The organism is Micromonospora sp. CPCC 205561 (assembly GCF_036906775.1).
Classification (GTDB): Bacteria; Actinomycetota; Actinomycetes; order Mycobacteriales; family Micromonosporaceae; genus Micromonospora.
Genome location: NZ_JBAKHV010000004.1, coordinates 156,514 through 183,245, shown reverse-complemented (window position 1 = coordinate 183,245; position 26,732 = coordinate 156,514). Strand labels below are relative to the sequence as shown.

Below are 26,732 nucleotides of genomic sequence, written 5' to 3'. Positions count from 1 at the left end.
GCGATATGTCACAGCGCCGACGAGGCAGACCTGCCGCCGTTCAGGACGCGGGTTGAAGGGCCGGGTCGATCGCCGCGGCCCGGGGGGCCGGGGCGGCGTTCCAGTCCATCCGCGACCACGGCAGTCTCATGCCAGCCAGTTCGGTGATCTCGTGTGGCCGCAGGTCGTGCGCGGTGAGTGCCTGGGCGTGCCGGGCGTAGGCGGCGTCGACGTAGCGGTGACCGGTGTCGGGAGCCAGTATCACGGCGTGCCGCCGGGAGTCCGCCTGCCGCTCGAAGCGGGCGGCCAGGTAGGCGGCGCCGGTTGACAGGCCGGCGAAGATGGCGTGTCCGCGCAGCAGGGCGATGCTGCCGGCCAGTGCGGCGTCGAAGCCGATCCAGTGCAGTGTGTCGTACAGGGTGTGGCGGACGTTGGCGAACGGGATGGCGCTGCCGATGCCGGCGATGATGATCTCGGGGTCGCGGACGTGGTCGCTGCCGAAGGTGACGCTGTCGAACGGCTGGACGCCGACGAGGGCCACGTCGCGGCCGGCGTCGCGGAGGTAGGTGGCCAGTGCGCCGGTGGAGGCTCCGGTCCCCACCCCGCCGACGATCGTCAGCGGCTGCCCGTCGATCTCCCGACGGATCAGTTCGGCTATCGGGCCGTAGCCCAGGTAGTGGATGTCGTCGTGGTACTGGCGCATCCAGTGGTGGCGCGGCCTCGCGCGGAGGATCTCCTGGACCCGCGCGACCCGGCGGTCCTGGTCCAGCTTCAGGTCTGCGGTCGGTGGCATGGGCTCCACGGTGGCGCCGAGGATCTCCAGCTGGGTGCGCAGAGTGCTGTCGACCGTGGTGGAGGCGACGATGTGGCACCGTAGGCCGTGGCGGTGGCAGGCCAGGGCCAGCGCGTGGGCGTAGATGCCGCTGGAGCTGTCGACGAGGGTGTCGCCGGGTGCGATGACGCCTCGGTGCAGCAGGTGGCGTACGGCGGCGAGCGCGGAGGCCACCTTCATGGTCTCGAAGCGTACGCAGGTGGTGTGGTCGTCCAGCCGGATCAGGGCGGGCCGGCTGAGTGTCTCGCTGATGTGCTCGTCCACGTCTTCCCCTCGAGGTGGTCAGGACCGGGCGTGGTACCGGTACAGCACGGTCTGTTCGGCGCTGAACTGTGAGAACGGGAACGGCTCCGCGGAGAGCGCGGTGACGCCGGCGCCGAGGAAGTGTCTGGCCACCGCGCTGGCGGTCTGGGCGTAGACGATCAGCGGTACGCCGCGGTCGTGGCAGGTGTGCAGGATCTCGTCGAAGGTGCCGTTGCCGATGGTCATCCCGGTGGCGACGACCGCGTCTGCGACGTCCAGGACCTCGCGCATGTCGGCGGTGACCGGGTCACCCCACCGGGTGGTGCGCAGGGTGAGGTCGCAGGGCAGGCACTCGGCGCCACGTTCGCGGATGGCGGCCACGAGCGGGTCGACCACGCCGATCAACGCGACCTTCGCGCCGGGCGTGACGTCGAGGAGCCCGGCGACCGCGGCGTCGCGTGCCCGCGCCCGCGTCTCCGGGGTGCCGCTGGGCAGTACGACGGGTTCGGCGTCGGACTCCCGGTGCGGACGCACGTGGGCCAGGTACGCGTCGAGGGTCGCCACCCGCACCGCGGGCGGTGCGTCGGTGAGCAGTCGGGCGACCGGCTCGCCGGAGTACCGCGGACACACCGTCGGGTCCACGTCCCCGGCGGCGGCGAAGGCACACGCGCCGATGGCGGTGCCGACGCGGGCGAGGACGTACTGGTTGCGGTAGGTGGTGTTCCCGCCCGCGAGGCGGGTGCCGTGGTGCACCCAGAAGACGCTGGTGGCCACGACGGATGCCGGGTCCGGGCCGTGCTGGCCGTCGAGGACCGCCGTCACCAGGTCGTCGACGGCTGTCATCGCTGGCCCTGGGCGAGCCGGAACAGGAACGTGACGACGCCGTCGTGCCAGTCGTGGCGGTGGTGGACCGTCGTGGCGAAGCCGCGCCGGATGGCGTGGCCGAAGATGGTGCGCAGGTCGGCGGTGTTGGACAGGATCAGGTACACCTCACTGTGCTCGGCCAGCAGATCGCGGTCGACGAGCTGGTCGAGGAACCGGGTGACCAGGGGGGCACCGACGCAGACGTTGCGCACGACGTCCGGGTCGTCGCTGACCGGCTGGCTGACCGCGGGCGGGTTGAAGGTCACGACGTCGAGCCGGGGGCCCTCGGGCAGTGCGTCGAACAGGTCGGACACCAGGGGGACGAAGCGGGTGTCGGGTCGTTCCCCGGCGTGGGTGCGGTAGTGCCGAGCGGCGGCCCGCACGCTGGCGGGGTGCACGTCGAGCGCGTAGACGGTGTGCGCGCCGCGCAGCCCGGCCGCGACGGCCTCGACCCCCGCGCCGACGCCCATCGCGGCGTAGACGCGGCCGCGGGTCTCGATGTCGCCGTCGAGGAGCCGCTGGTGCAGCATTCTGCTGGTCTCGCCGGGGTGGAAGACACCGGGCGGCAGGTCGAACCTCATGCCGTTCCAGGCGTAGTCGCGGTGGGTGTGCAGGTCGGCTTTCGGTTGGTTGATGGCGATGACATGCTCGGCGGGCAACACCGGTGGCAGGTCGGCCAGGCTGATGTTCATGGTCCTCCCTCGGGTCAGCGGGCAGGGCTGCGGTAGGCGACGCTCAGGTGGCCGAGGCTGTCGCGGCCGATGTCGGCGTCGACGTCGAACACCGCGCGCAGCAGTGCGGGGGTGAGTACGTCGACGGCGGGACCGTCGGCGGCGACGGTCCCGTGGTGCAGCAGCACGAGCCGGTCGCAGTAGCGGGCGGCGAGGGCGAGATCGTGCAGCGCCACCACGACCGTCTGCGGGGTGCGTGCGACCAGTTCCATCAGGTCGAGTTGGTGGCGTACGTCGAGGTGGTTGGTCGGCTCGTCCAGCAACAGGCCCCAGGTGCGTTGGGCCAGTGCGCGGGCGAGATGGCTGCGCTGGCGTTCCCCGCCGGACAGCTGCTTCCACGGCCGGTCCGCCAGCGCGGCGAGGTCGAGCCGGTCGAGGGCGGCGGACACGATCGCCCGGTCGGTGGCGTCCGGGGCGCGCCAGCGAGACCGGTAGGAGGTTCGGCCGAGCATGGCGACCTCGGCGACACGCAGGTCGCTTTCGGTGTCGGCGGTCTGTTCCACGAACGCGACCCTGCGCGCCCGCTGGGCGGCCGGCCACGCCGCGATGTCGGCGCCGTCGTAGCGCACCGCGCCCGCCGTCGGGGTACGCAGGCCGGCCAGGCAGCGCAGCAGCGACGACTTGCCGGAGCCGTTGGGCCCGATCAGTCCGACGGTCTGGCCGGGCTCCACGGTGAGGTCCACGTCGCGCACGATGATCCTGCCCGGAACTCCCCAGCTCAGTCGCTCGGCGTGGATCCTCACAGCTCTCCCCGTCTGCGCAGCACCAGCAGGAACAGGGGAACGCCCAGCAGCGCGGTGAACACCCCGACCGGCACCTCCAGTGGCGCGAACGCGACGCGGGCCAGCGCGTCGGTCCAGACCAGGAACGCCGCGCCGACCACCGCACAGACCGGTAGCAGCAGCCGGTGCAGCGGCCCGACCAGGAGCCGGACCCCGTGCGGCACGATCAGGCCGACGAAACCGATGGCGCCGACCGCGGCGACCGCCACGGCCGTGAGCAGGGAGGTCGTCACCAGCAACACGGCGCGGGTGGTGCGCACGTCGATGCCCAGCGAGGCGGCGGTGTCCGCACCGAAGGCGAATCCGTCCAGCGCCGCCGAGCACAGCCACACCACGAGCAGACCGACCGCACAGGCGACGGCGCACAGCAGCACCGCCGACCAGCGCGCCGGCGCCAGCGAGCCGAGCAGCCAGTGCGTCAGCGCGCGGGTGCTGTCGGCGTCGCCGGAGGACATCAGGATCAGCGAGGTCAGCGCGGTGAACATCTGGCCCACGACCACGCCGGTCAGCACGATCCGCATCGAGTGCAGCCCGCCGCGTCGCAGCAGCAGCATCAGCAGGCCGAAGGAGACCAGCGCGCCGAGGAAGGCGCCGCCGGCGACGCTGAGCTGCGAGCCGGCGAAGCCGAGCAGCACGACGACGACGGCGCCGGTCGAGGCGCCCGAGGAGACCCCCAGCAGGTACGGGTCGGCCAGGGCGTTGCGGGTGACGCTCTGCAGGGCGGCGCCGCACACCGCCAGGGCGGCCCCGACCAGCGCCGCGAGGAGCACCCGCGGTACCCGCAGGTCCCACAGCAGGGAGTCGAGCAGAGGTGGCAGCGGCTGCACGGGCAGCCCCAGCCGGACGCCGACCGCCCGGCCGATCTGCGGCCACCCCAATCCCGCGCCGACGCGTGTCGCGAGGACCAGCGAGGCGGCGAGGAGGAGCAGAGACAGCACCACCGCCAGCGCCCGGCGGCGACGGTTCGGCGCCGGTTGCGCTGGTGGAGCCGGCGCGACGACCGGCTCCACCGCCGGGTCGAGCAGGACGGCGGCGGGGTCAGCCACGGCCGGCTATCCGATCAAGCCCTTCGCTGAACGCGCGCAGCGCGTCCACGGTGCGCACCGACGGGTCCATCTCGATGCCGGGCAGCTCGATGAAGCTGCCGTTCCTCACCGCGTCGAGCTTCGACACCGCCGGATGCTGCCGCATGACGGCGAGCTTCTCGCTGGCCTTGTCGCCGGGGTTGCCGCGCTCGGACAGGTCCCCGACAACGATGACGTCGGGGTCGCGGCGGGCGATCTCCTCCCAGGAGACCTCCGGCCATTCCTGGGCGACGTCGTCGAACACGTTCTCCGCGCCGGCGAGTCTGCTCATGTGGCTGGCCATGCCGTCGCGGCCCGCGACGTAGGGGATGCCGTTGAACACCGAGTAGACCCAAACCACCTTCAGACCCCGGGGTCGCTTCCTCGCCGTGGCTTCGACCTCGGCGACGACGCCGCGCTGCTCGGCGACCAGCTGACCGGCCCGGTCCTGCGCGCCGAGGATCCGGCCGAGATTCTGGTAGTCACGAAACAGCCGCTCGAACGGCGGCGTCGCGCCGTCGGGGCAGTTCACCGCGCTGACGTAGGTCGGAACGCTGAGCTTGGCCAGTTCGTCGCGGGTCCCCGCCCGGTCGGCGGTGAACAGCTCCTTGAACGAGGCGACGACGAAGTCCGGGCCGGCGGCACGCAGCGGTTCCGCGGTCAGGACCTTCGGCGACAACACGGGAACCTTCGCGTACGCCTCGGCGTAGCGGGGGGCGACCTTCGTCTTGAGGTTGGCGGTACCGGCCATCCGCTCCTGCACGCCCAGGGCCAACAGGGTCTCCGTGGAGGACTGGTCCAACGCCACCACGCGTTGCGGCGTGTTGGCGAACGTCAGCCGCTGGCCGCAGCTCTCGACCGCCGTCGTGCCCGCCGAGGCCGCCGGCGTCGCACCGCCCTGCGGGGCGGCGCAGCCGGTGGCCAGGGCCACGGCGACGACCGCCAAGCCGAGCCGGGTGGGACGTGACATGGACACCTCCGGGACGAGACGACGCTACGATCGCTTACTCTAATGAAAATCGTTATCAGGTCAAGGGGTCGAGGATCGATGCGCACGCTCGACAACGCTGTTCGGATTCGCCCGGAGCCACGCTCGGTGCTGAGGAGCGTGGCCTTCCTTCGGCTGTGGACAGGCACGACGGCCTCGGGCATGGCGACGTGGGCCCTGCCGTTCATCCTCGGTCTGGCGGTGCTCGACCGCTCACTGACGGCCGTCCAGCTGGGGATACTGCTGGCCGTACGGACCGTGGGGTTCCTCGCCGCCGTCCCGGTCGGCGGCGTGCTCGCCGACCGGCACTCGCGTCGGCAGGTGGTGTTCTGGTCGGGCCTGACGGGCGCGCTCGCCACCCCGGTGATGGTGCTCGGCCTGGATCGGTCGCTCGCGCTGGCGGCGGTGGCGGCTGCCGTGATGGGCGCGGGACAGGGCGCGTGCCGCCCGGCGTTCCAGGCGTTGACCGCCGAGGTCGTCGCCGAGCCACTACGGCAGCAGGCCAACGCCGCGATCACCCTCGCCGTACGGGTCACGACCCTGGTCGCCCCGAGCCTGACCGCGCTGCTGGCCCTGGCGGTCTCCATTCCGATGCTCCTGCTCGGCGTCGGCGTCCTGTGGCTGGCCGCCGCCCTCATCCCACCCGCCGGGGCCGGCCGACCCGACACGCCCGCCGCCAGGCCCGGCATCCTGGCGGAGTTCGTCGACGGTGTGCGCGAGGCCCGCCGGCACCCCTGGTTCCTCGCGGGCCTGGGCGCGCTGACCGCGGTCATCGCCACCGGATACTCGGCCACCGGCGTGGTGCTCCCACTGGTCAGCCGGGACCGCTACGACACCGGGGCCGTGCTCGCCGCCGCCATGACCGCGTACACCCTCGGCGCGCTCGCCGGCGCCGTGCTGGTCGGGCGATGGCACCCGCCCGCACAGGGCTGGACCGCACTGGCCGGGCTCGCCCTGTACGGGTTCGTACCGCTCAGCCTGCTCCTGCCGGTGCATCCCGTCCTGCTCGTCTCGGCCTACGTGCTCGCGGGACTCGGCATCGAGCTGTTCAACGTCCCGTGGTTCACCGCCACGCAACGCGAGGTCGACCCGACGAAACTCGCCCGGGTGTCCTCGCTGGACTTCCTCCTGTCGTACGGTCTCGCGCCCGTCGGCCTGGCGCTCATCGCCCCCGCGATCGACCGTTTCGGAGCTGCCGCCGTCCTGGCGGCGTGCGCGGTGGCGTGCTTCGCCGCACCCGCCGCCGCGGCGCTGGTGCCTTCGTCTCGCCGGTTCAGCGTGCGGCCATGACCGTCGCCGCGATCGTGCCCGAGCGTCTCGCCGCCGCCGACCCTGCAGCCCGCCGGCTGCTGGCGCAGACCGGTGCGGTGGTGCTGACCGGCCTGCCCGCCCATCCCGACTCACTCGCCGTCGCGGCGGCCACACTGTTCGGCACGGGCCTGCGCGAGCTCTACCCGCACCGCACCCGCCGCTCCGTCGACGGCGGGGCGGTCGGCCTGCACGCCGACAGCTTCGACATCGTCGTCGACCTGGCTGGCGCCGAGACGAGGCGACGGCATCCCAACGAGGACCACGTCCTGGTGATGCTCGCCAGGCAGGCGCCGTCGGGTGGAGAATCCTTCGCGCTCGACGCCCACGCCTTCACCGACTCCCTGCCGGCGGACCTGCGAGCCTTCCTTCGCGGCGTCGATCTCGACCTCTACGGCCGCTGGGCCGGCACCCGGGGCCTCCCCGCGACACCGAGGGTGGGCAGGCTCGTCGAATACACCCGGCTCGGCCGGCGCATCACCCGACGTACCGACGGCGCCGTCCCCCTGCACCGCGATCCCCACGCCGCGCGGACGACGACCGCGCTCGCCCGCCTCGACGAAGAGGTCACCGGGGCGCAGGCGGCTCTGCCCCGCTTCGTCCTCGGCGAGGGCGACATCCTCGTACTGGACAACTACCGGTCCTGGCACGGCCGAGACCCCCACTCCGGCGAACGCGTCGCCCACATCCAGACCCTCCGCACCGAGAACGCGTGACCAGGACCGGTGTGTGGCCGGTGGCAGGTCAGCCACTCCGGGCGGGGGCCGGCGACGCGGCCCGAGGCCCCCTCGAAGGGCCGTCCGGCGGGTCGTCGACGAGCCCCCGCCCGCCCGGACGCCTCCGGCGCCGGGTCAGCGGGCCGTGTCGCGGGACGAGCAGCCAGCCGACGAGGACGACGGCGGTGGCGGCCAGGACGACGGTGCCGCCGACCGGAGTGTCGTAGCTCCAGGATCCGGCGTCACCACGACGCCTTGCGTACTCCGGGCATCTCGCCGCGTAGTGCCAGCTCGCGGAAGCGCACCCGGGACAACCCGAACCGGGACAGCACCCCACGTGGACGGCCGTCGACCTGGTCCCGCGACCGCAGCCGCACCGGGCTCGAATCCCTCGGCAGCCGGCTGAGCCGGCGGACCGCCCCGGCACGTACGTCCGGGTCGGTGTCCGGGTGACCGACCAGCCGCTTCAGCTCCGCGCGTGCTCGCGCGTGCCGAGCCACCAGTTCCTCGCGGCGGGCCTGCCTGTCGACCAGGCTCCTCCTGGCCATCAGCGCGCCTCACGGAACTCGACGCGCCGGCGCGCCACCGGGTCGTACCTGCGCAGCCGCACGATCGGACACACGTCGCTGATGTCGACGGCGCGGCGGGCCCGGAAGTTGCCGAGTGACGACACCAGTCGAGCCGCGCCGGCGCGGACCTCGACCCGCCGAGCCCGACGCCGTTCGGCCCCGCCTCGCGGCTGGCTTCGACCGCTTCCATGTGCCTATAATGACAATCGTTTTCAGCTAAGTCGAGAGGAACCTGATGTCGTCGTCACCACAGGCCCCGCCCCATGCCGTTGCAGCCGACGCCGACACCCGCCCGTCGCTGACCGTGCTGTCCGGGTTCTGGCCGGCGGCGACCTTCGCCGCCGCCCGTACGCTGCTCGCCGCCGACGAGTCGCTGCTGCTGGTGCGACACGACCTCGCCGGCGTCCGCGACGGCGTGGTCCGCCGCGTGGTCCGCACCGGCGCCGGCATCGTCGAGGACGAGCGGGTCGAGCTGGGGCACGGCTGCGTCTCCTGCGCGCTGCGCGAGGACGTGCTGCCCACCCTCGTCCGGCTCGCCCGCGGCAACCCCGGCCACGACCTGGTGCTGATGCTGCCCGAGACGGTGGAACCCGAGGCGGTCGCCGCCGCCTGCGCCCACTGTCTCGTCGACGGCGCGCCGTTCACCGACCTCATCCGCGTCGACTCCTACGTCACCGTTCTCGACGCCGAGCACCTGCTCGACGGCCTGGCCAGCACCGACGACCTCGCCGCGCTCGGCATCCAGGCCGCCGAGGACGACCACCGCGCCCTCGCCGACGTCGTGGTCCGCCAGATCGAGTACGCCGACACCCTGCTGCTCTGGGGGCAGTCCCGGGACGGGGCATTCGACACCAGCCGGATGGCGGTCCTGCTGCGACGGATGGCGCCGTGGGCGGTTCACTTCAGCGTCGACGGGGAGTTCGTCGACGCGACCGCGCTCACCCGCCAGCTTCGCCGCACCCACCGGCACCGGCCGGAGACCCCCGGCATCCTCGCCCGGGGCCTGCGGGGCTATGCGCTGGGTGCGCACGAGCCGGAGTCCGACTGCGGGGTGGTCTCCACCGTCTTCCGGGCCCGCCGCCCGTTTCATCCGCAGCGGCTGCACGACGTGCTGGAGGAGGTCAACGCCGAGATGATCCGCTCCCGGGGCCACCTCTGGCTGGCCAGCCAGCCCGACACGGCGGTGGCCTGGGAGTTCGCCGGCGGCGGTCTGGCCATGGGCTCCCTCGGGCACTGGCTGGCCAGCCTGCCCGAGAACGGTTGGGAACACGTCGACGACCAGCGCCGCCTCGCCGCCGCCCTCGACTGGGACCCCTACTACGGAGACCGGCACCAGCACCTGGTCTTCATCGGCCTCGACATCGACCCCGCCGAGCTGCACCGCACCCTCGCCCGCTGCCTGCTCACCGACGCCGAACTCGCCGACGGCGAGGAGACCTGGCGCACCTACCACGACCCGTTCGCCGGCTGCTTCCCGCTCAGCACCGAGGAACTGACCGACACCGGAACCCGAGGAGCGTAGCCCGCATGAAGCCCGGCATCCACCCCGAGTACCGGCCCGTCGTCTACCGCGACAAGGACGCGGACTTCGCCTTCCTCACCCGCTCCACCGCCACCAGCGACCAGACGATCGAATGGACCGACGGCAACACCTACCCCGTCATCGACGTCCAGATCTCCGCCGCCAGCCACCCCTTCTGGACCGGCAGGCAGCGCCTGCTCGACACCGCCGGCCGCGTCGAGAAGTTCCGCGCCAAGTACGCCCGCCGCGGCCCACAGGGCGGATGAGCACCGACACACCGGCCGACCGGACCGGCCCGGGCGAACTCGCCAGCGGCCTCGGCCACCGCTGCGAGGCCGCGAACGCGGACAGGCGTGCGGCGGGCTCCTCACCCGCAGCGGCGCGACGGACACGCCCCGCCCCGCCCGGCGGACGTGCCCGTCGCGCGCGGCCCGGCGATCTCCGCGCCCCTGGAGCGGCCCCCGGCGGCTGGCGCCGCTCGTCGACACCCGAGCGTCGGGTGGTCGGCTCATCCAATTCGGTGGCACGTCCGGACAGGCAGCGCTAACGTCTGGGCCGATGATTCACGAGCATCCGTTGGCCTACCTGCTCGGGCTTGAGGGCCTCGCCCTGCTGCGCGCCTTCACCGGCGAACACGACCGCGACTTCGTGGAGTCTCGAATCGCCGAGATCCGCGGGTTACTCGACAACGAGGTGCTGTCGGGCGCAGCCGTGGACGTCGACCGGGTGGACACGGTCGAGGGCTATCGGCTGTGGTCGAGAACGTACGACGACGTCGACAACGCGGCGTTCGACATCGACGGACCTCTCGTCGGGAAGATCCTCGACACGCTGCCGACGGGTGTCGCGCTGGACGCCGCCTGCGGCACTGGCCGGTACGCCCGGCGCCTGGCGGACCGGGGCCATCGGGTGACCGGCGTGGACAGCTCCCCCGACATGCTCGCGCGGGCACGCGCCCGTGTGCCGCAGGGCGAGTTCCTGCTTGGCGATCTGCGCCAACTCCCGCTGGCCGACGCCCGGGTGGACCTGATCGTCTGTGCCTTGGCACTGACGCATGTTCCCGAACTCGACGCGGTGGTGGCGGAGTTCGCCAGGGTGCTGCGCCCGGGTGGTCATCTGGTGATCTCCGACGTCCACCCCGAGGCGGTGGCGCGCGGCTCCATTCCCACCCTGCGCGACCCGAGCGGGCGACCAGGGCGCCTCGTCACCTATCGCCACCTGCTCGGCGACTACCTACGCGCCGCCCTGCCGGTGGGCCTGCAACCGCGACGCTGCGAGGAACCCCGCCTGCCGGCGAGGGACCGTTCCCGGCCGCCGACCCCCGCGATGACGTCCGAGGCCGTAGCGGCTTGGGACCTCTGGCCGTGGTGTCTGGCTGAACTGGTGCCCGAGGCGGCGCGCGCCGCCAACGCCGGAGTCCCCGCAATGGTCGTCTGGCACTTCCAACGGGCCGATTCCTGAGATCCCTCGGCGAGACCTCTTCAGGTCGCGGACCGCGGCCGGCCAGGATCCGACCGGGCGTCCCGGACAACCACCCCGACCGGTGCGACGGTGTTCCGGTCGCCCGCGGCACGACCGGGCGAAATTCGGACGGGACCGGGGCGGCCGCCCTGCTAACGTCACCATCGTGGCACGAGGTATCTGGTCGCAGAAGGTCCGCTCCGCCCGCTGACGGCGGCGCGTCCCCTGTCTGCTGGTTTCGCGCGCGCCGTCCCGGTTCCCGCCGGGCGGCCACCTGACGCTGCCCGGCTCCACTGCGAGCTGCGGAGCACCGTTGAACCTGACCCCGAATCCTGAACCCGTGTCCATGCCCGTCGGGGCGGGCGGCAACGCCCACCTGCGCGCCGCTGGTGTCACCGTCGTCCGCGGATCCCGGCGGGTCCTGAACGACGTCACGGTCACTGTCTCCGCCCGGTCACGACTCGCCGTGGTCGGCGAGAACGGCCGTGGCAAGACGACACTGCTGCACGTCCTCGCCGGCCTGATCACGCCCGACGAGGGCACCGTGGACCGCGCCGGCACGATCGGCCTGGCCCGCCAGGAACTCGCCGCGAGCGGCGGTGAGACCGTCGGCACACTCACGTCCGACGCGTTGGCCGGGTCGCTCGCGGCCCTCGCCGCGCTGGACGAGGCGACCGGTGCGGTGGCCGCGGGTGACAGCGCTGCCGACGACCGCTACGCCGCCGCGCTCGACGCCGCCATCCGCCTCGACGCGTGGGATGCCGAACGCCGCGTCGACGTCGCCCTGGAAGCCCTCGGCGCCTGCACGGACCGCGACCGGCCGTTGTCGACGCTGTCGGTCGGGCAGCGCTACCGGGTACGCCTGGCGTGTCTGCTCGGCGCGCGGCACGACCTGCTGCTGCTCGACGAGCCGACCAACCACCTCGACGCCGGCGGGCTGGACTTCCTGACCAACCGGCTGCGCGAGCACGACGGCGGCCTCGCCGTGGTGAGCCACGACCGGGCGCTGCTACGCGACGTCACCGACCGGTTCCTCGACCTCGACCCGACCCGGGACGGCCGGCCGCGGCTGTACGCGGGAGGCTACGACTCCTGGCAGGACGCCCGACGTGGCGAACGGGAGCGCTGGCAGCAGGAATACGAGGAGCAGCAGGCCGAGCACCGGCGGCTGCAGGACGCGGTGTCGAAGGCCCGCGACCGCCTCTCCACCGGCTGGCGGCCGGACAAGGGGACCGGCAAGCACCAGCGCCAGTCCCGCGCGCCGGGCGTCGTGCAGGCGTTGCATCGTCAGCGGGATGCCCTGGCGGCGCACCGCATCGACGTGCCGGAACCGCCGCCGACGTCGCGGTGGCCCGATCCGGGCGTCCGGCCGGGTGCACCGCAGGTGCGTGCCCACGGCGTCGCCGTCGACGGGCGCCTCGCGGGGCTGGCCCACCTCAGTCTCGACGGCGGCGACAGAATGCTCGTCACCGGAGCGAACGGTGCCGGCAAGTCAACCCTGCTCGCAGTGCTGGCCGGCACCCTCCAACCCACCCGCGGTCACGTCCGGGTGGGGAAGGAGGCACGGATCGCCCTGATCACCCAGGAGACCGCCGAGCAGAACCCGGCTCTCACCGCCCGCGAGGTGTACGCCGGCCTCGTGGGGCGGCTGGTGGCCAGCGGGGCGCTCCGCGACGCCGACGCCGTTCCGCTCACGGCCCTCGGGCTGCTGGACTCCCACGCGATGCGCACACCGGTCGGTCGGATGTCACAGGGCCAGCGGCGACGCCTCGACCTGGCGCTGGCGCTTGCCCGGCGGCCGAGCTTGATCCTGCTCGACGAGCCGACCAACCATCTGTCGTCGGCGCTGGTCGACGACCTGACCGACGCGATCCGCGACACCAGCGCCGCCGTCGTGGTCGCCACCCACGACCGGCAGCTGCTACGCGACCTCGCCGACTGGCCGCGCCTGGAGCTCGAAGCGCGGTAGCGACGGGCACCCGGCCGTCCACCGCCAGCGGACGGCCGGGACGCCGACCACGGTCGGCAGGGCGCCCGGACCATTCCCGGTGACCGCTCGGCGATCATGACTTCAGCAACGGGAAGCTTCACTTATGGCAGATGCCAGCCGAGACGCAGTAGTACGTCATCATCGGCTGCGGCACCCGGAACGCGTTTCTGGCGCTCGGGCCGCTCACCGCCGGTCGAGGATCGACCGGCGGTGAGTTGCCGTCCGTTTCGGGCTGGCCTCGGCCAATTCCGGGTACCGCTAGCGGCAATGCTCGACCCGGAATGCCCCGTTGGAGTGCCGCCAGTAGAACCACCTGCTGGAATGCCCCTCCCCGTGGCCCTGAGCCCATACCTCGTGGTATCCCATGAAGTCGTCCACGCGTATCAGCTCACCCCTCTGCACGGTGTAGCTTGGCTCATGCCGGATGTTGTAGAACTGGATGTTCTCCATCGCCTGGCACAGCGCCCCGTCCCACGGAATGTTGTTGTCCGCGTGCGCGGGCCCGGCATTGGCTGTCGCAGCGGTGCCGCTCAGGGTGAGAGCAGCAAGGAGCATGGCGATCCGCATCCTGCGGATCTTCGGTGGCACGCGCAGGCTTTCTACCAGCATTTCCTCTGCCCTTTCGTCGGCTTGCACGGACGTGGGGAAGCAGAACTCGGCAGCCTGCCAAGCGCGCCCGATCCTCACGATATGGGCGCCGGAGCGCACGAGGCAAGGCCCTTGGGTATTTGCGGCAGCAGTCAAACGTCCCCACCAGCGAAAGGCAGTTGAAAATAACTCTCGGTGATCCGGGAACGTGTCGCTCCTCGGCACTGAGAAGTTCCGAGCCGGCTGACCGAACAATCCGCACGCGGTGAACACGGACGAATCACACGTGCGCCGGGTCCCTCACCGACGAGGAGTACGCCGCAGTCCTGCGCAGCGAGTTCGGCCTCGCACTGAGCCACCGGCGATCCGTACCCTCGTCGCCACCCTCCCCCAGCCCGGCGGGGCCACCCCACCTCGATCCCCGACCTGGTGTCCCTCCTCGACGACGGCGTCAGGGCTGACGGATACGTCCTCGGCACCGCGGACACGCCCACGCTGCCACCCGGCTCCGCGACGAGTGGCTGCCCCTGATCACCGACCGACATCCGCCACCGTCGGCGGTCCGAACACGTCGGACGCCGTCATGGCGCACCTGTTGCACACGCCCGAGCGGACGCTCCTGCCGGAACGTGGGGTCAGGAGTTGTCATGCGTGGGGCTCCAGGAGGCTCTTCGGCCGGATGTCGGTCCATGAGGCCTCGACGTACGCCAGGCACTCCGCCCGCCCGGCCGGCCCGAAGGCAGTCTGCCAGCCAGCGGGTACGGCGGCGAAGACGGGCCAGAGGCTGTGCTGACCCTCCGCGTTGGTCAGGACCAGGAACGTGCCGTTCTCGTCGTCGAACGGATTTGCCATGTCGTTTCCTTTCTCGGTCTTCGGTCGCCGTCACGATTCTCGGGTGAGCCTGGCGGCGAGGATCGCGCCGATCTTCGCGAGCGGTTCCTGCTCGGTCATGCGATGGTGGGTGGCGCCTGTGGGGTGGCATTCGATGGTGCCGCGCAGGTGTTCCCCCCAGAGCGTCGCTGACAGGTCCTCGTCGGTTCCGGCCCGGTCCGCGGAGAAGAACAGCAGATCGCCGGAGAAAACCACCGGCCGGTGGGCGGCCATGATGTCGGCGTGGTTGACGGCGGCGAGAACCAGCGCCCGGACCTCCTCCCGGGTGAAGCTGGCGAGGGCCGGGTCACGGCGGCGCAACACCTCGACCGCCACCTCGGGGTCGTACCGGTCGAGGAGCTCGTCCGGCAGGTCACCGGGCTCGTCGCCGATGAGCATCAGCATGGTCTCGCGCTCGCTGCGCGGCCGGGTCGCCTCCTCGGCGGAGACCGGGTAGGCGTCCATCATGGCCAGTAACTCGACCTCCTCGCCGGCCTGCTCCGCGGCAACGGCCATGGCGTGCGCGACGACTCCGCCGAAGGACCAGCCGAGCAGCCGGTACGGGCCGTGCGGCTGCACCCGCCGGATCTCGTCGAGGTACTCCGCAGCGAGCTCCGGCAGGCTTGCCGCCTGGTAGCCGGGCACCGTCAGCGCCCGGGTCTGCAGGCCGTAGATCGGCTGGTCGGGGCCGAGGTGTCGGGCCAGGCCGGCGTACGACCAGCTCATCCCCAGGCCGGCATGCACACAGAACAGAGGGCGGCGCGCCCCGGCGGGTTGCAGCGGCACCAGTACGCCGAGCGTGTTCGCGCCCCGCCCCTCGCCGAGGAGCCCGGCGACGGTGGGCCGCTCGAACAGGTCACGGACCTCGATGTCGCGGCCCAGGGTGCCGCGGATCCGGTTGACCAGCCGGGCGGCCAGCAGCGAGTGACCCCCGAGGTCGAAGAACCCGTCGTCGAGGCCGACCGTGGCGACTCCGAGGACGTCGGCGAAGAGGTCGCACATCAGCCGCTCGTCCGGGGTCCTCGGGGCCCGTCCGGAGTGCCGGTCCTGGTGCGGGGCGGGTAGTGCTGTCTTGTCTAGTTTGCCGTTGGCGGTCAGTGGTAGCCGGTCGAGTAGCACGAAGGCGGCGGGCACCATGTGGGCCGGTAGTGTTTCGGCGGCGGCGCGGCGTAGGTCGGCCACCGCGAGATCCGACCGCGCGCCGGCTGCCGGGGTCAGGTACGCCACGAGTTGCTTCTCGCCCGGTCGGTCCTCGCGGACCACGACGGCCACTCCACCGACTCCGGGCTGGCGGGCGAGCACCGCGGCGACCTCACCGGGTTCGATCCGGAACCCCCGGATCTTCACCTGGTCGTCGGCCCGACCGATGATCTCCACCGCGCCGTCGCGCGTCCACCGCGCCAGATCACCCGTGCGATACATCCGCGCACCCGCACCACCGAAGGGATCCGCGACGAACCGCTCAGCCGTCAACCCGGCCTGACGCAGATAACCATCCGCCAGCCCGCTGCCCGCGACATACAACTCCCCCGTGACACCGACCGGAACCGGCCGCAACCGATCGTCCAACACATAACAGCGACGGTTCACCAACGGCCTGCCAACCGGCACCGGCGCATGCCACGGAGGCGCCTCGATCCGATGACAGTTCGTGAAGATCATGCTCTCCACCGGACCGTAGGCATGCACCAACCGCAACCCCGACAACTGACAGGCCCGGGCCAGATGCTCCACCGAAGCCGCCTCACCACCGGTGATCACCTGCCCGACAGCGGCCAACGCATCCGGAAACTCATCGAGCATCAGATTGAACAACCCCGTCGACAGGAACAACGTCGTGATCCCATGACGAGCAACCAACTCCGCGATCCGCGCCGGCTCCGGCCGCTGACCCGGATGCAACACACACACCGCCCCGTTCAACAACGGACCCCAGAACTCCCACGCGAACGCATCCCAGGAAACCGGCGCGCACTGCAACCACACCTGCCCCGAACCAAAATCAACAAAATCCTGCCCCAGAACAGTGCCGACAATCGCCCGATGCGACGCCAACGCCCCCTTCGGCCGACCCGTCGAACCCGACGTGAACATCACACAAGCCCCATCACCAGGACCACCCGCCACCACCAGCGGATCCACCGAGGACCCGCCCCCCTCCGCATCCACCAACACCACCGGTTCGGCGAAACCGCCGGTGACCGCCCGAGCGAGCAGGTCGTTGTCGGTGATCAATGCGGCCAACGCCGCGTCCTCGGCCATCGCGGCCAGCCGGGCGTCGGGGAACTCGGGATCGAGCATGGCGTACGCGCCTCCGGCACGCAGCACGGCGAGGATGGCCACCGCCATCGGCAGGCCCCGCTCCAGCAGCACACCCACCACGTCCCCACGGCGCACACCGGACGCCACGAGCCGCCCGGCCAGCCGATGACCCGCCGCGTCGAGCTCGCCGTACGTCATCCGGGCCTCACCATCCACCACCGCGACCCGGTCCGGCCCAGCGGCGACCCACCGGGAGAACACCTCGGTCACCCGCAGATCCGACCCCGAAGAACCGGTGGCGTTGAAAACCTCCAACACCTCATGACGCTGCCCGGCGGTGAGCAACTCATGCCGACCGATCCGCACCTCCGGCTCGGCCGTCAACGCCGCGACCAACCGGACGAAAATCGCGCACAACCCGACGACAGTCGCCTCATCGAACAGATCAGCGGCATACTCGACGCCACCGACGATCCCAGCCGGCCGACCAGACACGTCATACTGCTCGGAGACAGCGAACGTCATGTCAAACTTCGCCACCCCCGCCCGAAACGACACCTGATCACCGGCCAACACGCCCGCCGGCGACGCCGAACCGCCATCACCCTCCTGCAACAACATCACCTGCACGAGAGGATGATGCGCGGGGGAACGAACGGGATTCAGCTCCTCGACGAGACGCTCGAACGGCAGATCCTGATTGTCGAAAGCAGCCAGATCGACATCCCGCACCCGAACCAGCAGATCCGCGAACGTCGGATCACCAGAGACGTCAGTACGCAACACCAGAGTGTTGACGAAGAACCCAACCACATCATCCAGGGCCTCGTCGCCACGACCAGCCACAACCGTGCCGATCGGAATGTCGGTACCAGCACCCGTCCGGGACAGCAGGGTCGCCAACACGGCCTGGAACACCATGAACACCGACACCCCGACAGCACGAGCCGTCCGCAACACCACCTCGTGGGCTTCACCGTCCAACGCGAACGGCACCACCGCCCCCCGATGAGTCGCCCGGACCGGACGCGCCCGATCCGCCGGCAACTCCAGCACCTGCGGCGCACCAGCCAGCGTCACCCGCCAGAACTCAAGCTGCCGGGCCAACATGCTCTGCGGATCATCGACATCACCGAGCAGATCCCGCTGCCACAACGCGTAGTCCACATACCGCACCGGCAACGGCGCCCAACCCGGCGCCCGGCCAGCCACCCGCGCCTCATACGCCGCCGAGATGTCCCGCAACAACGGCACCATCGACCAACCATCACCAGCGATGTGGTGCAGCACCACCACCAACACCTGAGCCCCACCGACCGGACGGAACAACCACGCCCGCAACACCACGTCATCCGCCAGATCAAACACATGACCCGCCGCCGCGTCCACAGCCTCGGACAACTCGTCGGCAGCCAGATCCCGCACCGTCAACACCGGCCGGACATCATCAAGCACCACCTGGAACGGCTCACCGTCAACAGTCCGGTAGACCGTCCGCAACGCCTCGTGCCGACCCACCACATCGGCCAACGCCCCCGCCAGAACCTCCGGATCCAGCTCACGATCCAACCGCAACGCCACCGGAATGTTGTACAGCGCACTCGGCCCATTGAACTCATCAAGGAACCACAACCGACGCTGCGCGAAAGACAACGGCACCCGACCCACCACACCACTGGCCACCAACGGCGGCCGCACCGGCACACCAGCCAACTCACGGACACGGCGGACCAACCCCGCCGGAGTGAGCATCTGGAACACGTCACGGATCCCGATCTCCACTCCGAAGGCCGCTCTGATCCGATTCACCAACTTCGCCGCGAGCAACGAATGCCCACCCAGGTCAAAGAAGCCGTCGTCCACGCCGACCCGACTGCGACCAAGCACCGCCGCGAACAGCTCGCACATCAACTGCTCGGCAGGAGTACGCCCCGCCCGCGAGGAAACCCCCACCCGGAACTCCGGGGCGGGTAGTGCTGTCTTGTCTAGTTTGCCGTTGGCGGTCAGTGGTAGCCGGTCGAGTAGCACGAAGGCGGCGGGCACCATGTGGGCCGGTAGTGTTTCGGCGGCGGCGCGGCGTAGGTCGGCCACCGCGAGATCCGACCGCGCGCCGGCTGCCGGGGTCAGGTACGCCACGAGTTGCTTCTCGCCCGGTCGGTCCTCGCGGACCACGACGGCCACTCCACCGACTCCGGGCTGGCGGGCGAGCACCGCGGCGACCTCACCGGGTTCGATCCGGAACCCCCGGATCTTCACCTGGTCGTCGGCCCGACCGATGATCTCCACCGCGCCGTCGCGCGTCCACCGCGCCAGATCACCCGTGCGATACATCCGCGCACCCGCACCACCGAAGGGATCCGCGACGAACCGCTCAGCCGTCAACCCGGCCTGACGCAGATAACCATCCGCCAGCCCGCTGCCCGCGACATACAACTCCCCCGTGACACCGACCGGAACCGGCCGCAACCGATCGTCCAACACATAACAGCGACGGTTCACCAACGGCCTGCCAACCGGCACCGGCGCATGCCACGGAGGCGCCTCGATCCGATGACAGTTCGTGAAGATCATGCTCTCCACCGGACCGTAGGCATGCACCAACCGCAACCCCGACAACTGACAGGCCCGGGCCAGATGCTCCACCGAAGCCGCCTCACCACCGGTGATCACCTGCCCGACAGCGGCCAACGCATCCGGAAACTCATCGAGCATCAGATTGAACAACCCCGTCGACAGGAACAACGTCGTGATCCCATGACGAGCAACCAACTCCGCGATCCGCGCCGGCTCCGGCCGCTGACCCGGATGCAACACACACACCGCCCCGTTCAACAACGGACCCCAGAACTCCCACGCGAACGCATCCCAGGAAACCGGCGCGCACTGCAACCACACCTGCCCCGAACCAAAATCAACAAAATCCTGCCCCAGAACAGTGCCGACAATCGCCCGATGCGACGCCAACGCCCCCTTCGGCCGACCCGTCGAACCCGACGTGAACATCACACAAGCCCCATCACCAGGACCACCCGCCACCACCAGCGGATCCACGGCGCCGTCCGGCGCCGTCCTGCCCGTCGGCAAGGACGAGCGCCCGTCCCAGACGGCGGCCTCGTCGACCAGCACGGACGGGCCCGCACAGGCGAGCCGACCCGCCAGATTCTCGTCGGTGACCAGCGCGGCCAGCCCGGCGTCCTCGGCCATCGCGGCCAGCCGGGCATCGGGAAAGTCCGGATCGAGCATGGCGTACGCGGCACCGGCACGCAGCACGGCGAGCATGGCCACCGCCATCGGCAGGCCCCGCTCCAACAGCACACCCACCACGTCGCCACGCCGCACACCAGCCGCCACCAACCGCCCCGCCAGCCGGTCACCGGCCACATCCAACTGCGCGTACGTCATCCGCACATCGCCGTCGACCAACGCGACCCGATCCGGACCAGCAGCGACCTGCCGGGCGAACGCCTCGGTCAACCGCACGTCCGGCCCAGGAGAACCCGTCTCGTTGAAGGCCTCCACCAACTCGCGACGCTGCGCGACCGTGAGCAACTCATGCCGACCGACCGGCACCTCCGGCTCAGCCACCAACGCCGCAACCAACCGAGCGAGGATCGCACAGAGCCCGGTGACGGTCGCCTCGTCGAACAGGTCGGCCGCGTACTCGACCCCGCCGACGACGCCGGCCGGCCGACCATCCGGGCCGTGAGACTCAAAGAAGGCGAACGTCAGATCGAACTTCGACACCCCCGCCCGGAAGGACACCTCGTTGCCGCCCAGCCCGCCCGCTGAGGGTGCCGGGTCGCCGTCGCCTTCCTGAAGCAGCATCACCTGCACAAGGGGATGGTGTGCGGTGGTGCGGCCGGGGTTGAGTTCCTCCACGAGGCGTTCGAAGGGCAGATCCTGATTGTCGTAGGCGGCCAGATCGGTCTCGCGGACCCGGGTCAACAGGTCGGTGAAGCTGGGATCGCCCGAGACGTCGGTGCGTAGTACGAGGGTGTTCACGAAGAAGCCGACCACGTCGTCCAGCGCCTCGTCGCCCCGTCCGGCCACGACCGTGCCGATCGGGATGTCGGTGCCGGCGCCCATCCGGGACAACATCGTCGCCAGGGCCGCCTGGAGCAGCATGAACATCGACACCCCGGCAGCGCGCGCGAGCCGAAGCATCGCCTCGTGGGTCCCGCCGTCCAGCGCGAACGGCACCACAGCGCCCTGGTGACTCGCCTGCACCGGGCGGGGCCGATCCGTGGGCAACTCCAACACCTGCGGCGCACCAGCCAACGCCGCCCGCCAGAAACCCAACTGCCGGGACAGCAGACTCTCCGGATCATCGGCGGTACCAAGCAGATCCCGCTGCCACAACGTGTAGTCCACATACCGCACCGGCAACGGCGCCCAACCCGGCGCCTCACCAACCGCCCGCGCCTGATACGCCGTAGCGACATCCCGCAACAGCGGCCCCACCGACGCACCGTCCCCGGCAATGTGATGGATCACCACCACCAGCACCTGGGCCGCACCAACGGGACGCAACAACCAGGCCCGCAAGACGACGTCGTCGGCCAGATCAAAGACATGCCCCGCCGCCGACTCCACCGCCTCGGACACCTCACCGGGCGCCAGATCGCGAACAGTCAACACCGGCCGCACATCATCAAGAACCACCTGATACGGCTCACCGTCGACGGTCCGATACACCGTCCGCAACGCCTCATGCCGACCCACCACATCCGCCAACGCCGCCGCCAGAACCTCCGGATCCAGATCACGATCCAGACGCAACGCCACCGGGATGTTGTAGACCGCACTCGGCCCGTTCAACTCATCGATGAACCACAACCGACGCTGCGCAAACGACAACGGCACCCGACCCACCACACCACTGGCCACCAACGGGGGCCGCACCGGCGCACCGGCCAACTCACGGATCCGGCGGACCAACCCGGCCGGCGTGAGAATCTGGAACACGTCCCGGATGCCGATCTCCGTACGGAAGACGGCCCTGATCCGGTTGACCAGCTTGGCGGCGAGCAGCGAGTGCCCACCCAGATCGAAGAAGCCGTCGTCCACGCCGACCCGGCTGCGGCCAAGTGCCTCGGCGAACAGGTCGCACATCAACTGCTCGGCGGGCGAACGCCCGCCCCGCGAGGGGGCCACCGCGCCGTACTCGGGAGCGGGCAGCGCTGCCCGGTCGACCTTGTCGTGGGCATTCGTCGGGATCTTGTCCAGCCACACGACAGCGCCGGGCACCAGGTAGTTCGGCAGCCGCTCCCGCAGGCCGGCGAGCAACTCGCCAGTCGACGTCCGCGCGCCGGGCGCAGCGACGACGTAGGCGACCAGGCGCCGCACCCCGGGCACGTCCTCGCGTACCACGACCACGGCTCGGTGCACGTCGGCCCGTTCGACCAGCTGTGCCTCCACCTCGGCGGGCTCGACCCGGAACCCGTTGATCTTCACTTGGTGGTCGACCCGGCCCAGGTACTCGATCTGCCCGTCCTCGCGCCAACGCCCCAGGTCGCCGGTGCGGTACATGCGCCTGCCCGGCTCGCCGAACGGGTCGGGCAGGAACCGCTCCGCGGTCAGCGCGGGTTGGCCCAGGTAGCCGCGGGCGATTCCGGCACCGGCCAGGTACAGCTCTCCGGTCACGCCGGGCGGCATGAGGTGCAGTCCGGGGCCGAGCAGATAGGCGCGGGCGTTCGGAATGGGGCGCCCGATCGGCGGCAGGCTGCCCGGCACCACCCGGGCGCGGTCGAGTCCGGTGCTGATCCACTCCCCCAGCAGCAGGTCACGTTCGGCGGACGACAACAGGTCGAGATCCCCGATCCGGCGATGCGGGTCGTCGGCGAACGCCTCCAGGATCCGACTCACCCTGGCCAGCAACTCCTCCGGTCCACCGGGCACGACGGCCCCGTCCCGGCGGGTGAGCCTCAGCGTGATCTCCTCCGACGCGTCGACGACGAGGCTCACCGGATAGTGCGTCGCGTCGTGGCCGGTGACGTCGACGACCTTCACGCTTCCTGCCGACTCGCCGTCCCGGGCGGTCGGGAAGTTCTGGAACACCAGCAGCGTGTCGAACACGTCGCCGACCCCTGTCGCCCGGCGGATCTCCGACAGACCGAGGTGGCCGTGCTCGCGCAGTGCCACCCACCGCTGCTGAAGGGTGGTGGCGGTGGTCAGCAACGAGGCCGCGTCCCGCACCCGTACCCGGACCGGCAGGGTGTTGATGAACAGCCCCAGCATCCGGTCGGCGCCGGCCAGCTCCGGCGGACGCCCGGACACCGTCGCGCCGAACACGACGTCCTCGCGGCGGGTCAGCCGGCCGAGCACCACCGCCCACGCGACCTGCAGCACGGTGTTGATGGTGAGGCCGTGCTCGCGGGCGATGGACTTGAGTCGGCCGCCGAACGGCAGGGTGGTCTCGACATGGATCGGCCTCGGCCGGCCACGCTCGATCGGCACCAGGTATGTCGGCTCGTGCAACCCGGCCAACTCGTCGGACCACGCGGCAGCCGCGGCGGCGTCGTCACGGGAGCCGAGCCAGCGCAGGTAGTCCCGGTACGGCGTGACCGGTGGCAGCCCCGCCCGGTGCGCCGCTTCCGCCGGCGAGGGCGCGCCGCCGTCGGCGTACACCGCGTGCAGTGCGGTCAGCTCCCGCACGAGCAACGGCATCGACCAGCCGTCGAGCAGGATGTGGTGGCTCGTGACGATCAGCGTGTGCCGCTCCGGGCCCAGACGCAGCAGCGTGAGACGCAGCGCTGGCTCCCGCGCGAGGTCGAAAGTCTCCGCGCGGTCGGCGGCGGCCACCTCCACCGCGTCAGCCGGGCGGTCGGAGAGGTCGACCACCCGGCGGGGCACCCGCACGCCGCTGGTCACGACCTGCACCGGGTCGCCGTTGCGGCGGCGACGGAACGTGACGCGCAGTGCCGCGTGGCGCTGCAGGAGCGCGTCCACCGCCGCCCACAGGTCGTCGGCCCGCAACGGCCCGTCCAGGACCACCTCGAGCTGTACGGTGTAGATGTCCTCCTCGCCCGTGCTGAGCTCGGAGTGGAACAGCAGTCCCTGCTGCAGCGGGGTCAGCGGGAGAACGTCCTCGATCTTCGGGGCAGTCACCGATGTCTCACTCCCTCGTCAACGGCGAGCCAGGTGGCGCGCGCGCTGCCGGTCTGACGACCGTCTGGTGCGTACATGCTGATGTGGACGGCCGCCATCCGGCCCCGGCGCCGTTCGGCGGCGGCCACCAGGACGTGGCACTCCCCCGCGCGGACCGTGCCCACCCGGGCCGCGAACGTCGAGAGCACCACCGGCTCCGCGACCGGGTCGAGCGTCCATCCGCCCGGGCAGTCAAGTGCCGCGCGGACGAGCGCCGGTGGCACCAGGCCGTCCTCCGCCGCCAGCGACCGGTCCGGGGTCCAGGTGCAGGCCACGAGGCCGCCGCCGACCGGGCCGGGCGCGATGTCCAGCGCCAACGGACGGTCCGGGTCGGTGCCGCAGACGAAGCAGCTGGGGAACGGGTGGCCGTGGCGCCCGGCGAAGCGGGCCTCCGCGGCCCTGGCTGTCCGCTCCGGCACCGGTGGCACGTCGATGATCGGGGGCACCCGGTGTGTCGCCGTCGCGACCAGTTCGCCCTCCGCGTAGACGCGGTCGCGGACCGGGGCGCGTTCCAGCACGAGTGGCACTCCGGTGGGCACCGGTTCGAGCAGCGTCACCGTGGCATCACCGAGGTGGTCGACGAGCAGTCCCGCGAGATAGCCGCCGTGCGCCCGTCCCGGCGGTCCGGCGTACTGCTCGGCCACCACGATCATCGCCGGCTCGTGTCCAGCTCGGCGTACAGGGCGATGTCGGCGGCCTCGGTCGGGCCGTAGACGTTCTGCACGCGGGCCCGGCAACGCGGCGAGTCGAGCCACGGCCGCAGCAGGGACATGTCCGGCGTCTCGGCACCGAGCGCGAGCGTGTGCAACGACTCCAGGGGACGGAAGTCGTCGGCGGACGCCAGCTCGACCACCGGGTAGAACATCGAGGGCACCGACGGGTTGAACACGGTGATCCGCTCCCGCCGGAGCCAGTCGGTGAGCGTGACCGGGTCGAACGGTCCGTCGTCGTAGAGGCAGAGCGTCGCGCCGGTGACCAGCGGTGTCAGGTAGCTGCGGACGGACGCGTCGAAGCTGGACGCGATCACCTGCAGCACCCGCTCGCCCGGCCCGATCCCGCACGCGCCGGCACACCAGTCCAGCAGGTTGACCAGCGACCCCATCTCGAGCTGCACGCACTTCGGGCGGCCGGTCGACCCGGAGGTCTGGATGACGTAGGCCGCGGCGTCGGGGTGGTGCCGGTCCGCCACCGGCGCCGGGTCGCCGTCGCGTGGCACGGTCGCGAGGTCCGCGTGCGGGAGGTCGGACAGCGTCCGGCCGTCGGCGGTGAGGATGACCGACGGCCGCGTCACGTCGACCAGGTCGAGCAGCCGGGCGTCCGGCAGGGACGGGTTGAGCGGTACGTAGACGCCGCCCGCGGCGAGCACGGCCATCATCGACACGACCAGCTCGTAGCTGCGCGGGAGCAGCACCCCGACGTGGACCTCCCACCCGACACCGCGTTCGACGAGGAACCGGGTCACGCGGTCGACGTCCGCGGCCAGCTCGCCGTAACTCCACCGGCCGGCGGCGCTGACCACGGCCTCGTCGTCGGGACGGAGGGCGACCTGCCGGGCGAACCGGGCGGCCACGGTGTCGGGGATCATGCGGTTCCTCCCGCGGGAGCCCACCGGTGCAGCAGCCGGGTGGCCACCCCGACCGGCAGGAGGACGATGGCCGCGAGCACCAGCCACCCCAGCCCGTACGGCACGGCCAGCACGAGCGCGGTGACCAGGACCGGCCCGACGACCTCCTGGACGTTCAGGCCGAAGCCGAACAGGGACTGGTACTCGCTCATGCGCCGCTCGTCGGCGAGGTTGAACGAGAGCCCCCACGCGCCCGCGGACTGGGTGATCTCGCTGATCGTCATCAGCACGACCGCGGCGGTGAGCAGCGTCCACGACAGCGGGTTCAGCCTGCCCCCGGTGAAGACCAGCAGCGCGCACCCGACCCCCATCACCAGGGTGCCGTACCACTGTCTGCGCGCCGCGTCCCGTACGGTGTCGGTGCCCTTGCTGAGCCGCACCTGGAGCGCGACGACGAGCACGCAGTTGAGCGCGATGATCGCGGGCACGCCCCAGCCCGGCCCGTTGGTGCGGTGCAGCAGCCACAGCGGCAGGCCCACGAACAGTGCGGCGTCGTGCAGCGACCCGAACGTGTTCGCGACGGTGGCCACGACGAACGGCCGGTCCTTCAGCGCGGCCCAGCCCCGGCGCTGCCCCGGCTCGACCGGCTCCGGCCTGGTGGAGGGCAGGCGCAGCACGATGAGCACGCACACCGCGAAGGTGGCGACGTTGATCAGCAACAGCGTCCGGAACACGCCGTCCCCGCCGACGAGGAGGAGCGCGCCCGCCGCGAACAGACTGCCGAGGGAGAAGCCGATGTTGTGCGCCACGTACGTCGCCGCCCGCAGCGCCACCCTGTTGACGGGGAACAGTTCCGCGATCACCGCCGCGCGGATGGGACCGATCAGCCGCTGGAACAGCACCACGAGAGCGGTCGTGACGAAGAACGTGACCACCGACGGCGGCAGCACGTAGCCGAGCAGGAACAGGGCCACCGCCGCGTTCATCAGGCCCAGCAGGAGTCTCCGGTCGAACCGGTCGGCCAGCCTGCCGAAGGGCAGGATCAGCGCGAGCGCGACGAAACTCGCGGTCGACAGCGCGGTGCTGGTCTGCTCGGGGCTGCGGTCGAGGACCTGGGTGAAGAACACGATCTGCACCGAGGTGAACGCTCCGGTGCCGAACGACTCCAACCCGTACATCGCGATGATGCCGTGCCGCGCAGAGCGCGCCGCCGGCGTCGTCTCGGCGGTCGAGGTCTGCGCACTCGCCACCGG

General features: G+C 71.2%; 20 protein-coding genes. 6 read left to right on the top strand and 14 right to left on the bottom strand.

Annotated elements, in window-relative coordinates:
* Window positions 1-40: 40 nt before the first annotated feature.
* The 6 genes from V6V16_RS05080 to V6V16_RS05055 are packed head-to-tail and all read right to left on the bottom strand — an operon-like array spanning window position 41 to window position 5,465.
* Entirely contained in the window at window positions 41-1,075 is a 1,035-nt protein-coding gene (locus V6V16_RS05080) for a pyridoxal-phosphate dependent enzyme (protein ID WP_334559825.1), read from the bottom strand.
* Between the two features lie 18 nt (window positions 1,076-1,093).
* On the bottom strand, window positions 1,094-1,897 hold the full coding sequence (locus tag V6V16_RS05075) for a Rossmann-like domain-containing protein (RefSeq protein WP_334559824.1): 804 nt from the start codon (window positions 1,895-1,897) through the stop codon (window positions 1,094-1,096).
* Window positions 1,894-2,610: a hypothetical protein gene (locus V6V16_RS05070; RefSeq protein ID WP_334559823.1), complete on the bottom strand. Its 717-nt coding sequence runs from the start codon at window positions 2,608-2,610 to the stop codon at window positions 1,894-1,896. The genes V6V16_RS05075 and V6V16_RS05070 overlap by 4 nt, the downstream gene beginning before the upstream one ends.
* Before the next feature lie 14 nt (window positions 2,611-2,624).
* A complete protein-coding gene (locus V6V16_RS05065; RefSeq protein WP_334559822.1) occupies window positions 2,625-3,392 on the bottom strand; it encodes an ABC transporter ATP-binding protein in 768 nt (255 codons plus the stop codon).
* Complete coding sequence (locus V6V16_RS05060) at window positions 3,389-4,477, bottom strand: FecCD family ABC transporter permease (RefSeq protein ID WP_334559821.1); 1,089 nt, start codon at window positions 4,475-4,477, stop codon at window positions 3,389-3,391. The genes V6V16_RS05065 and V6V16_RS05060 overlap by 4 nt, the downstream gene beginning before the upstream one ends.
* On the bottom strand, window positions 4,470-5,465 hold the full coding sequence (locus V6V16_RS05055; RefSeq protein ID WP_334559819.1) for an ABC transporter substrate-binding protein: 996 nt from the start codon (window positions 5,463-5,465) through the stop codon (window positions 4,470-4,472). The genes V6V16_RS05060 and V6V16_RS05055 overlap by 8 nt, the downstream gene beginning before the upstream one ends.
* A gap of 42 nt (window positions 5,466-5,507) precedes the next feature.
* Here V6V16_RS05055 and V6V16_RS05050 point away from each other — a divergent pair, with 42 nt between their 5' ends.
* Complete coding sequence (locus tag V6V16_RS05050; RefSeq protein ID WP_442934033.1) at window positions 5,508-6,773, top strand: MFS transporter; 1,266 nt, start codon at window positions 5,508-5,510, stop codon at window positions 6,771-6,773.
* The gene (locus tag V6V16_RS05045) at window positions 6,770-7,507 is read left to right on the top strand and encodes a TauD/TfdA family dioxygenase (protein WP_334559815.1); all 738 of its coding nucleotides are present in this window, start codon (window positions 6,770-6,772) and stop codon (window positions 7,505-7,507) included. The genes V6V16_RS05050 and V6V16_RS05045 overlap by 4 nt, the downstream gene beginning before the upstream one ends.
* 242 nt (window positions 7,508-7,749) lie before the next feature.
* Here V6V16_RS05045 and rpsN read toward each other — a convergent pair whose 3' ends face one another.
* On the bottom strand, window positions 7,750-8,055 hold the full coding sequence (gene rpsN / locus V6V16_RS05035; RefSeq protein ID WP_334559584.1) for a 30S ribosomal protein S14: 306 nt from the start codon (window positions 8,053-8,055) through the stop codon (window positions 7,750-7,752).
* Window positions 8,055-8,180 carry a hypothetical protein gene (locus tag V6V16_RS05030; protein WP_334559813.1) on the bottom strand — a complete coding sequence of 42 codons (126 nt, stop codon included), beginning with the start codon at window positions 8,178-8,180 and terminating at the stop codon, window positions 8,055-8,057. The genes rpsN and V6V16_RS05030 overlap by 1 nt, the downstream gene beginning before the upstream one ends.
* A 131-nt stretch (window positions 8,181-8,311) precedes the next feature.
* Here V6V16_RS05030 and V6V16_RS05025 point away from each other — a divergent pair, with 131 nt between their 5' ends.
* The 4 genes from V6V16_RS05025 (at window position 8,312) to V6V16_RS05010 (ending at window position 13,028) form a co-directional block, all read left to right on the top strand.
* Complete coding sequence (locus V6V16_RS05025; protein ID WP_334559811.1) at window positions 8,312-9,598, top strand: CobW family GTP-binding protein; 1,287 nt, start codon at window positions 8,312-8,314, stop codon at window positions 9,596-9,598.
* A 5-nt stretch (window positions 9,599-9,603) separates the two neighbouring features.
* The gene (locus V6V16_RS05020; protein ID WP_334559809.1) at window positions 9,604-9,864 is read left to right on the top strand and encodes a type B 50S ribosomal protein L31; all 261 of its coding nucleotides are present in this window, start codon (window positions 9,604-9,606) and stop codon (window positions 9,862-9,864) included.
* 292 nt (window positions 9,865-10,156) lie between these two features.
* The gene (locus V6V16_RS05015; RefSeq protein ID WP_334559807.1) at window positions 10,157-11,059 is read left to right on the top strand and encodes a class I SAM-dependent methyltransferase; all 903 of its coding nucleotides are present in this window, start codon (window positions 10,157-10,159) and stop codon (window positions 11,057-11,059) included.
* Between the two features lie 346 nt (window positions 11,060-11,405).
* Window positions 11,406-13,028, top strand: coding sequence for an ABC-F family ATP-binding cassette domain-containing protein (locus V6V16_RS05010; RefSeq protein WP_334559851.1), 1,623 nt, complete (start codon window positions 11,406-11,408; stop codon window positions 13,026-13,028).
* 279 nt (window positions 13,029-13,307) lie between these two features.
* Here V6V16_RS05010 and V6V16_RS05005 read toward each other — a convergent pair whose 3' ends face one another.
* The 6 genes from V6V16_RS05005 to V6V16_RS04980 form a co-directional block, all read right to left on the bottom strand.
* Entirely contained in the window at window positions 13,308-13,658 is a 351-nt protein-coding gene (locus V6V16_RS05005) for a hypothetical protein (protein ID WP_334559805.1), read from the bottom strand.
* A gap of 624 nt (window positions 13,659-14,282) precedes the next feature.
* A complete protein-coding gene (locus V6V16_RS05000; RefSeq protein ID WP_334559803.1) occupies window positions 14,283-14,489 on the bottom strand; it encodes an MbtH family protein in 207 nt (68 codons plus the stop codon).
* 30 nt (window positions 14,490-14,519) lie between these two features.
* Window positions 14,520-23,876, bottom strand: coding sequence for an amino acid adenylation domain-containing protein (locus tag V6V16_RS04995; RefSeq protein WP_334559801.1), 9,357 nt, complete (start codon window positions 23,874-23,876; stop codon window positions 14,520-14,522).
* A complete protein-coding gene (locus tag V6V16_RS04990) occupies window positions 23,873-24,568 on the bottom strand; it encodes a hypothetical protein (RefSeq protein ID WP_334559799.1) in 696 nt (231 codons plus the stop codon). The genes V6V16_RS04995 and V6V16_RS04990 overlap by 4 nt, the downstream gene beginning before the upstream one ends.
* Window positions 24,565-25,500, bottom strand: a complete 936-nt coding sequence (locus tag V6V16_RS04985) for an AMP-binding protein (RefSeq protein ID WP_334559797.1) — start codon at window positions 25,498-25,500, stop codon at window positions 24,565-24,567. Before V6V16_RS04985 ends, V6V16_RS04990 begins: the two co-directional genes overlap by 4 nt.
* The gene (locus tag V6V16_RS04980; RefSeq protein WP_334559795.1) at window positions 25,497-26,729 is read right to left on the bottom strand and encodes an MFS transporter; all 1,233 of its coding nucleotides are present in this window, start codon (window positions 26,727-26,729) and stop codon (window positions 25,497-25,499) included. Before V6V16_RS04980 ends, V6V16_RS04985 begins: the two co-directional genes overlap by 4 nt.
* Window positions 26,730-26,732 lie beyond the last annotated feature (3 nt).